Here is a 9076-nt window from a genome sequence, read left to right on the forward strand (position 1 = left end):
AGCCGCCGTCGTAGCCGTCCATCGCGTCGGAGCGCTTGTCCTTGACGATGCCTTCCATCGCGATGGCGTTCTTCTCGGGGTCGTTCTTGATCGGAATGAGCGCGCTCATGCCGCCGATGGCCGGCGCGTTGCGGTGGTGGCAGGTCTTGAGCAGCAACAGCGCATAGGCGCGCATGAAGGGCGCCTTCATCGTCACCTTGACGCGGTCGGCCAGACAGAAATCGCGATCGTTCTTGAACTTCTTGATGCACGAGAAGATGTAGTCCCAGCGCCCAGCGTTGAGGCCGGCGCTGTGCTCGCGCAGCTCGTACAGGATCTCGTCCATCTCGAACGCGGCGAGCAGGGTCTCGATCAGCACCGTCGCCTTGATGGTGCCTTGCGGCAGGCCGAGCTCGTTTTGCGTCATCACGAACACGTCGTTCCACAGCCGCGCTTCGAGGTGGCTCTCGAGCTTGGGCAGGTAGAAGTAGGGGCCGGCGCCGCGCGCGAGCTGTTCCTTGGCGTTGTGAAACATGAAGAGGGCGAAGTCGAACAGACCGCCCTGCACCCGCTGGCCGTCGATCAGCACGTGCTTCTCGTCGAGGTGCCAGCCGCGCGGGCGCACCTGCAGCGTCGCGATCTTGTCGTTGAGCTTGTAGGTCTTGCCGGCCTGGCCGAGCGTGAGCGTGCGGCGGATCGCCTTGGACAGGTTGATCTGGCCCTGGATCAGGTTCGCCCAGACCGGCGAGTTGCTGTCCTCGAAGTCGGTCATGTAGCTGTCCGCCCCCGAGTTGAAGGCGTTGATGACCATCTTGGCGTCGACCGGGCCGGTGATCTCCACGCGGCGGCACTCCAGCGCCTTGGGCAGCGGTGCGATGGTCCAGTCGCCTTCGCGGATGTGCTTCGTCTCGGGCAGGAAGTCGGGCCGCTCGCCGGCATCGAGGCGCCTGGCGCGCTCGGCGCGGGCGGCGAGCAGTTCCTGGCGGCGGGGCTCGAATTCGCGGTGCAGCTTGGCCACCAGTTCGAGCGCTTCTTTCGTGAGGATGGTTTCGAAGCCGGGCAGGATGGGCGCGTTGATCTGCACGCCGGCAGGCAGTTGAAGAGTCGTCATGGCTGTTTCCTGGAGCGGAGGTTCATGGATCAGGGAGCGGGAAAGAAGTCGAGCACGTCGCGCAGGCTGCTGCCGGTGCGGGTGGGTTCGGTGTCCAGCGCGTCGAGCGGCAGTTTGTAGCGGTTGACCCAGAGCGTCGTGTAGCCGTGCCACGTGGCGCCGATGGCGTCCCAGCCGTTGCTGGAGACAAAGAGGATCTGCTTCGCCGGCCGGCCCAGCGCCTCGGTGCCCAAAGCATAGGTGGCGGGATCGGTCTTGTAGCGCTGCACCGCGTCCACGCTGAGCAGATGATCCACAAGGCCTTCGATGCCGGCGCTTTTCACAGCGACAGCGAGCATGTCGGGATCGCCGTTGCTCAGGATGCCGGTCGGAATGCCGCGCGCCTTCAAAGCCGTGAGAACGGCCTTGTTCTCGGGAAAGGCGCCGAGGTGACGGTATTGGTTGAGCAGTTGCGCCTCGCGCTCGGCGCTCAGGTCCACCCCGAGGCGCGCAGCGGCGAAGCGCAGGCCGGCGCGCGTCAGTTCCCAGAACGGCCGGAAGCGCTGGCTCATCGAGCACAGGCGGGTGTATTCGATCTGCTTGTCGCGCCAGAGCATGGCGAGGGCTTCGCCGCGGCCGGGGAAAAGCTGCTCGGCCAGGGTGCCGACGCTGTACACGTCGAACAGCGTGCCATAGGCGTCGAACAGGACGGCTTGGACGTTCGGCGTCGTCGAGGTCTTCATCGAGCGGCCACTGTATTGCGAAGTCGCGTTCCTATTAGGCCGTTCCAGTGGCTTGATCTTTTACCGGCACAAGCCTAATCTCGCCCGCCACAGCCTGACTACTACGATGGATCGCCTGAAGCAGATCGAGTCCTTTGCCGCCGTGGCCGTGAAGGGCAGTCTCACCGCCGCGGCACTCGCCGAGGGCGTGGCGCCGGCGGTGATCGGCCGGCGCATCGACGCGCTGGAGGAGCGCCTGGGTGTCAAGCTGCTGCTGCGCACCACACGGCGCATCACGCTCACCCACGAAGGCAGCGCCTTCCTCGAAGACGCCCAGCGCCTGCTGGCCGACATGGCCAATGCCGAGGCCAGCGTCAGCGCCGGCGGCGTCAAGGCCAGCGGCCACCTGCGGCTCACGGCACCGGCCGGCTTCGGCCGCCGGCACGTGGCGCCGCTGGTGCCGCGCTTTGCCGAATCGCACCGCGACGTGTCGGTGTCGCTCAATTTGTCGGACCGGGTGGTGGACATCGTCAATGAAGGCTACGACTGCGCCGTGCGGGTCGGCGATCTGCCCGACTCCAGCCTGGTGAGCCTGCGCCTGGCCGACAACCGGCGGCTGTGCGTTGCGGCGCCCGAATACATCAAGCGCGCTGGCGTGCCGCAGCACCCGAGCGAGTTGGCGCGCCACCAGTGCCTCACCCTGAGTTCAGAAGCCGGCCAGGCGCGCGGCTGGGCCTTCACGATCGACGGCGAGGTCACGCACCTGCGCCCGAGCGGGCGCTACGACTGCTCCGACGGCCAGGTGCTGCACGACTGGTGCCTGGCCGGCCAGGGCATCGCCTGGCGCAGCACCTGGGAAGTCGAGCACGAGGTCGCGCGCGGTGATCTGGTGAGCGTGCTCGCCGATTTCGCGGCGCCGCCGAACGGCATCTACGCGGTGTTCCCGCAAAGAAAGCACTTGCCGTTGAGAGTGCGGCTGTGGATCGACTTTCTCAAGCACACCTACGGCGACGCGAGCTACTGGGCTTCGGCCCACTGATACGCAATCACGTTCAATCGCCTCGATGCCATGCCCTCGTCGCGGCGGCTTTGCGTCCTCTCCCGCCTGGGCGGGGAGGGTAGGGGTGAGGGTAGAGCGTGGGCCGACCGCCCTCACCCCCACCCTCTCCCACAAGTGGGCGAGGGTGCACCTGACCGACCGAAAAACAAGGGCTCGCCGCAGCTTGCGTTCAGAGAATGCGCCGCGGGTAGGCCAGCGCCTCGTGCGCCACATGCAGGCGGCGCACCAGCACGCGGATGAAGGCTTCGTCGAACAGGTGGCGGCTGCCGGGGCTCAGGCGGGCCAATGATTCGGGTGTGAAGGAAATCATCGTCGCCGGCTCGACCACGGCCACGTCGGTGCTGTGGCGCTTGAGCTCAGGGTTCGGCGCCAGATACACCATCTCGCCCACCGAGGTGCCAGCGCCGAGGTGGGCCACGCGCACGCCGTCGCGGTGCACGTCCACCGAGCCGGCGGCGATGATGTGGAAGGTGTTGCCTTCCTCGCCCTTGCGGTAGATCAGGTGCCCCTGCGGATAGCGCTGCCACGTCGCGCGGTGCACCACTTCCCACAACTGGACATCGCCGAACAGGCTGAAGAACTCGAGCGTGCGCAGCAGGTTGAAGCGCTCCGAATCGAGCACGTTCTGCCGGCCGCCGCGCGGCACTTGGCGGTTGGCGACCAGGGCCGAGATCGCCTGCGCGAAGTCGTCCCAGCCGGCGTAGCGATCGCCGGGCTGCTTGGCCAGCGCGCGCTGGATCACTGCGTCGAGCGCCGGATCGACGCCGGCGCGCAGCTCGGTCAGTGGTGCCGGTTTGGCACCGTAGATCTGCGCCATCAGCACCGATTGCGCCGTGGCGTCGAAAGGCTGGCGCCCGGCGATCAGGTGGTAAAGCACGGCGCCGAGCGAATAGATGTCGGCGCGCGGATCGAGCGCGTCGCCGTCGAGCTGCTCGGGCGACATGTAGGCCAGCGAGCCGACGCGAAACACCTGCGTGGTGTCGGCATGCAGGTTGAGCACGCTGCCGAAGTCGCTGACCTTCACCTCGGTGATGTCGTTGCCCACCGTCACCGCCAGCAGATTGGCGGGCTTCACGTCGCGATGGATCAGGCCCTGGCGCGACACGTAGCCCAACGCCATCGCGCACTTGAAGCCGATTTCCACGATCTGGTCGAGCGGCAGCAGCTGGTCGGCGCGGCAATAGGGCCGCAGCGTCGTGCCGGGCACGTACTCCATCACCACGTAAGGCTCGTTCGGGTCGGCCACTGCGTCGAAGATCTGCACCACGTTCGGGTGCTGCAGCCGGCCGACCAGGGCGGCTTCGGCGGCGAAGAAGCGGGCCTGCAGCGCGCCTTCGCTTACGTCCGACAAGGCCCCCGCGCGCACCCGCTTGACCGCGACCTCGCGGGCGTTGAAGTCATCGACGCACAGGAAGACTTCGCTGGTCGCACCTTCGCCGAGCAGGCGCAGCACGCGGTATTTGCCGATCTGGCTGGGAAGGGGCGAGGCGAGGGGAGGCGTCATGAGGCGGCAGGGTATGCGGGCATCTTTCCACCGCCATGACAAGGCGGCAACCGGCACGACATGATGCCTGCGTGCAAACGTGACGGAGTTCCAGCCACTGCGCTTGCACCGACCCGGCCCCTAAAATCCTTTGATGATCCGTGTCCAGCAAGAGCTCGTGCAGGCCCTCGGCGAGGTGCTCGCCGAGCTGGCTCCCGAGCACCCGACCCCGGCCGTCTTCGAAAGCCCCAAGCAGGCCGCGCATGGCGACCTCGCCTGCACCGTGGCGATGCAGCTCGCCAAGCCGCTCAGGCGCAATCCGCGCGAGCTTGCCGCCGCACTCGTCGAAGCGCTCCAGCGCCGAGCGGCGGTGCAGCGCTGGGTCCAGGCGATGGAGATCGCCGGGCCGGGCTTCATCAACCTGCGCCTCCTGCCCGCCGCGCGGCAGCAGGTCGTTGCCGAGGTGCTGGAGGCCAAGGCGCGCTTCGGCCACCAGCCGGTGCGGCCCGAGCGGGTGCTGGTCGAGTTCGTCTCCGCCAACCCGACCGGGCCGCTGCACGTCGGCCACGGCCGCCAGGCGGCGCTGGGCGATGCGATCTGCCGTCTGTTCGAAACGCAGGGCTGGCAGGTCACGCGCGAGTTCTATTACAACGACGCCGGCGTGCAGATCGCCACGCTGGCCGCCTCGACGCAGGCGCGTATCAAGGGCCTCGAACCCGACGGGGCTGGCTGGCCCGATATGGCCTACAACGGCGACTACATCACCGAGATCGCCGCCGATTTCATGGCGTGCAGGACCGTCAAGGCCGACGACCGCGAGTTCACCGCCTCGGGAGACCCTGACGATCTGGACAGCATCCGCCAGTTCGCGGTCGCCTACCTGCGCCACGAGCAGGATCTCGACCTGCGTGCCTTCGGCGTGGCCTTCGACAACTACTTTCTCGAGTCGGGCCTCTACAAGAACGGCAAGGTCGAAGCCACGGTGCAGCGCCTGTCGGCCGCCGGCAAGACCTTCGAGGACGGCGGCGCGCTGTGGCTGCGCAGCACAGACTACGGTGACGACAAGGACCGCGTCATGCGCAAGTCCGACGGCAGCTACACCTACTTCGTGCCCGACGTCGCCTACCACCTCGACAAGTGGGCGCGCGGCTTTGCGAAGGTGATCAACATCCAGGGCAGCGACCACCACGGCACCATCGCCCGCGTGCGCGCCGGCCTGCAGGCGGCGGATGCCGGCATTCCCGCCGACTACCCCGACTACGTGCTGCACAAGATGGTCACGGTGATGAAGGGCGGCGAGGAGGTCAAGATCTCCAAGCGCGCCGGCAGCTACGTGACCCTGCGCGACCTGATCGACTGGACCGGCCGCGACGCGGTGCGCTTCTTCCTCATCAGCCGCAAGGCCGATACGGAGTTCGTGTTCGACGTGGACCTGGCGCTCAAGACCAGCGACGAGAACCCGGTGTACTACGTGCAGTACGCGCATGCGCGCATCTGCTCGGTGCTGCGGCAGTGGCAGGCCCAGCAGGCCGGTGGTGCGGCGGCGTCGGCGGACCCGGGCGCGGTGCTCGCCCAGGCGGATCTGTCGCGGCTCAGCGCGCCGACCGAGGCGACGCTGATGCTCAAGCTCGCGGCCTATCCCGGCATGCTCGCCGCCGCCGCCAACGACCTCGCCCCCCACGACGTGAGCTTCTACTTGCGCGATCTGGCCGGCGCCTTCCATACCTACTACGCGGCCGAGCGCTTCCTCGGCGAGGATGCCGAGCTGACGCGCGCACGCTTGGCCCTGCTGGCCGCGACCGCGCAGGTGCTGGCCGGCGGGCTCGCCGTGCTCGGCGTCGCCGCCCCCGAAAAGATGTGATCCGGAGTTCTTCGATGCCCGCTGCTTCCCGTTCCCGTTCCCCCATGCGACGCAACCAGCACGGCGGCTTTCTCATCGGCCTGGTCGTCGGCGGGCTGGTCGGCCTGGCGCTCGCGCTCGGCGTGGCGCTGTACGTCACCAAGGTGCCCATCCCCTTTATCGACAAGGTGCCGCAGCGCACGGCCGAGCAGGACGCCGCCGAGGCCGCGAAGAACAAGAACTGGAACCCCAACTTGCCGCTGGCCGGGAAGAACCCGGCCGTGTCCGGTTCGGCGCCGCCCGGCCCGCCAGCCGGGGTGGTGCTGCCGCCGCCCTTCAGCGACCCGGTGACCGGCGAGCCGACGGCCACCGCGCCGTCGCGCAATCCGGCGGCCATCCTCGGCGACGATCCCCGTGTCGCACGGCCCGTCAATCCGCCGACCGAGGCGTTCGTTTATTTCGTGCAGGTCGGCGCCTACGGCCGCACCGAGGAAGCCGAGGCGCAGCGGGCCCGCCTTGCGATCCAGGGGTTCGAGTCCAGGATCAGCGAACGCGAGCAAGCCGGGCGCATCGTTTACCGGGTACGCGTGGGGCCGTTCAACGATCGCGCCGAGGCCCAATCCACGAAGGACACACTCGATGGCAGCGGCACCGCCACGGCGTTGGTGCGGGTGCAGAAATGAACTTCGACACCGCGTCGCACTCCACCGCTGCAGCCCGGATCAGCGCGCACTGGTTGCGCTTCGCTCGCCCGCTCGCACCGCTCCACTTCGCATTTCACCGAGAGGAATATCAATGAACCGTCGCGACTTCACGACCTTCGCCGCCGCTGGCCCGCTGGTCGGCCTGCTGCTGCCAACGTCGGTACTGGCCCAGGGCGCGCCGGTCGAGGGCAAGGACTATGTGAAGCTTTCGCAGCGCCAGCCGACGCAGGATCCGAAGCGGCTCGAAGTGGTTGAATTCTTTTGGTACGGCTGCCCGCATTGCCACACCTTCGAGCCGGCGCTTCAGGCTTGGGTCGAGAAGCTGCCGCCCGAGGTGAACTTCCGCCGCCTGCCGGTCGCTTTCCGCGAAGTGCCCTTCGTGCTGCACCAGAAGCTCTATTTCGCGCTCGAAGCCCTCGATCTGGTCGATCAGCTACACCCCAAGGTCTTCACCGCGATGCACGTCGAGCGCAACCCGCTCAACACGCCCGAATTGATCGGCAACTTCGTGGCGAAGAACGGCGTCGACAAAGTGAAATTCCTCGACGCGATGAACTCCTTCGGCGTGCAGGGCAAAGCCAAGCAGGCGGCCGCACTCTCGAGCGGCTACCGGATCGACGGCACGCCGGCTTTGGGCATCGACGGCCGCTACACCACTTCGGGCTCGATGGCCGGCTCGAACGAGCGGGCGCTTGCCGTTACCGATTACCTCTTGGCGCAATCGCGCAAGGGTTGAATCCGGCGGCTCGAAATCCGTTTCTGAAGCAGGACTGGCGGGCCGCGCGCCATTTGAGGCGGGTGCGATTGCCGTGAAAACCTGCGGCCCACCCCCTTAGAATCGGCAGCAAGATTCATGCCGATTTAGCCGTGATGCCCTTTCCAATCCCTTATCCGGCCGCTGCGCCCCGTCTTGCGCGGTTGGCGCGACATGTCGCCGTCGTCTTGGTGGCGCTGGGTGCGGCAGCCCTTGCCGCTCCAGCCTGGGCCGCCAACGCCGACCGCAACCAGCCGCTCAACTTCGCAGCCGATTCGGCTCGGGTCGACGAGCAAAAGCAGGTCAACATCCTTCAGGGCAATGTCGAGATCACCAAGGGCACGATCGTGATCCGTGCCGATCGCGTCGAGGTACGCCAGAGCCCGCAGGGTTATCAGTCGGCCATTGCCACCGGCTGGCCCGACAAGCGGGCCTACTTCCGCCAGAAGCGCGAAGGCACCGACGAGTACATCGAGGGCGAGGCCCAGCGCCTCGAATACGACGGCCGCAACGACAGCATCAAGCTGATCAACCAGGCGGTGATGCGGCGCTTTCGCGGCGGCACCGTGACCGACGAGGTTTCGGGCAACACCATCTCCTACGACAACACCACCGAGGTGTTCCAGGTGGTCGGCGGGCCGGACTCGGCCGCACCGGCCGGCCGCGTGCGCGGCGTGCTCACCCCGCGCGACACGGCCGGCTCCGCGCCGGCTCCCTCTGCGCCCGCTTCGGCGCCGGCAACCCCGGCCTCCGCACGATGAGCCGCCGAGCCGTTCTCACGGCCACGACAGCGGCGCCCAGGACGGAGCTTGCCTTGTGAGCGCGCAGCCGCAAGCGGCCGTCAGCCGGCTCGAAGCGACCGGCCTGCAAAAGAGCTATGGCGCGCGCAAGGTCGTCAAGGACGTGCACGTGGCCGTGGCCGCCGGCGAGGTGGTCGGCCTGCTCGGCCCCAACGGTGCCGGCAAGACCACGAGCTTCTACATGATCGTGGGGCTGGTACGCGCCGACGCCGGCGAGATCAGCCTCGACGGCGCGCCGATCGAGCGGCTGCCGATCCACCAGCGTTCGCGGCTGGGTCTGTCCTATCTGCCGCAGGAGGCTTCGATCTTCCGCAAGCTCACGGTCGAGGAAAATATCCGCGCGGTGCTCGAGCTGCAGCAGGACGAGCGCGGCAAGGCCTTCAGCAAGGCGCGCATCGACGAACTGCTCGACGGCCTGCTGCGCGACCTGTCGATCGAGAAGCTGCGCGACAGCCCGGCGCCTTCGCTGTCGGGCGGTGAACGCCGGCGGGTGGAGATCGCGCGCGCGCTGGCCACACAGCCGCGCTTCATCCTGCTCGACGAACCCTTCGCCGGCGTCGACCCCATCGCCGTGATCGAGATCCAGCGGATCATCGGTTTCCTCAAGAGCCGCGGCATCGGCGTGCTGATCACCGACCACAACG

At 67.6% G+C, this 9076-nt stretch carries 9 protein-coding genes; 6 read left to right on the forward strand and 3 right to left on the reverse strand.

Annotation, left to right across the window (positions count from 1 at the left end):
* Window positions 1–1090: malate synthase A (locus tag H0W40_RS17495; RefSeq protein ID WP_292448792.1), on the reverse strand; the 1090-nt coding region annotated here is incomplete at its 3' end.
* Between the two features lie 29 nt (window positions 1091–1119).
* The gene (locus tag H0W40_RS17500; protein ID WP_292448795.1) at window positions 1120–1812 is read right to left on the reverse strand and encodes a haloacid dehalogenase type II; all 693 of its coding nucleotides are present in this window, start codon (window positions 1810–1812) and stop codon (window positions 1120–1122) included.
* Between the two features lie 106 nt (window positions 1813–1918).
* On the opposite strand from H0W40_RS17500, the gene H0W40_RS17505 reads away from it, so the two are divergent.
* A complete protein-coding gene (locus H0W40_RS17505; protein ID WP_292448798.1) occupies window positions 1919–2830 on the forward strand; it encodes a LysR family transcriptional regulator in 912 nt (303 codons plus the stop codon).
* 190 nt (window positions 2831–3020) lie between these two features.
* On the opposite strand, the gene H0W40_RS17510 is transcribed toward H0W40_RS17505, so the two are convergent.
* Window positions 3021–4355, reverse strand: a complete 1335-nt coding sequence (locus tag H0W40_RS17510; protein ID WP_292448799.1) for a serine/threonine-protein kinase — start codon at window positions 4353–4355, stop codon at window positions 3021–3023.
* Between the two features lie 133 nt (window positions 4356–4488).
* Here H0W40_RS17510 and argS point away from each other — a divergent pair, with 133 nt between their 5' ends.
* From argS to lptB, 5 genes are all read left to right on the forward strand, one after another.
* Window positions 4489–6195, forward strand: a complete 1707-nt coding sequence (gene argS / locus H0W40_RS17515; RefSeq protein WP_292448803.1) for an arginine--tRNA ligase — start codon at window positions 4489–4491, stop codon at window positions 6193–6195.
* A 44-nt stretch (window positions 6196–6239) separates the two neighbouring features.
* Window positions 6240–6857 (forward strand): SPOR domain-containing protein, encoded by a 618-nt coding sequence (locus H0W40_RS17520; protein WP_292448806.1) that lies wholly within the window; start codon window positions 6240–6242, stop codon window positions 6855–6857.
* A gap of 112 nt (window positions 6858–6969) precedes the next feature.
* Window positions 6970–7614: a thiol:disulfide interchange protein DsbA/DsbL gene (locus H0W40_RS17525; protein WP_292448808.1), complete on the forward strand. Its 645-nt coding sequence runs from the start codon at window positions 6970–6972 to the stop codon at window positions 7612–7614.
* Window positions 7615–7748: 134 nt separating this feature from the next.
* The gene (gene lptA, locus H0W40_RS17530; RefSeq protein WP_292448812.1) at window positions 7749–8393 is read left to right on the forward strand and encodes a lipopolysaccharide transport periplasmic protein LptA; all 645 of its coding nucleotides are present in this window, start codon (window positions 7749–7751) and stop codon (window positions 8391–8393) included.
* 55 nt (window positions 8394–8448) lie between these two features.
* Window positions 8449–9076 (forward strand): LPS export ABC transporter ATP-binding protein (gene lptB / locus H0W40_RS17535; protein ID WP_292448810.1); only part of this gene is annotated, 628 nt, incomplete at its 3' end.

This window comes from Methylibium sp. (genome assembly GCF_013817345.1).
In the GTDB taxonomy this organism is placed as follows: domain Bacteria; phylum Pseudomonadota; class Gammaproteobacteria; order Burkholderiales; family Burkholderiaceae_C; genus Methylibium.

Excerpts from the sequence above, each read along its gene's own strand:
- H0W40_RS17500 (WP_292448795.1), bottom strand. The coding sequence starts at position 1,812 with ATGAAGACCTCGACGACGCCGAACGTCCAAGCCGTCCTGTTCGACGCC.
- H0W40_RS17505 (WP_292448798.1), top strand. The coding sequence starts at position 1,919 with ATGGATCGCCTGAAGCAGATCGAGTCCTTTGCCGCCGTGGCCGTGAAG.
- H0W40_RS17510 (WP_292448799.1), bottom strand. The coding sequence starts at position 4,355 with ATGACGCCTCCCCTCGCCTCGCCCCTTCCCAGCCAGATCGGCAAATAC.
- argS (WP_292448803.1), top strand. The coding sequence starts at position 4,489 with ATGATCCGTGTCCAGCAAGAGCTCGTGCAGGCCCTCGGCGAGGTGCTC.
- H0W40_RS17520 (WP_292448806.1), top strand. The coding sequence starts at position 6,240 with ATGCGACGCAACCAGCACGGCGGCTTTCTCATCGGCCTGGTCGTCGGC.
- H0W40_RS17525 (WP_292448808.1), top strand. The coding sequence starts at position 6,970 with ATGAACCGTCGCGACTTCACGACCTTCGCCGCCGCTGGCCCGCTGGTC.
- lptA (WP_292448812.1), top strand. The coding sequence starts at position 7,749 with ATGCCCTTTCCAATCCCTTATCCGGCCGCTGCGCCCCGTCTTGCGCGG.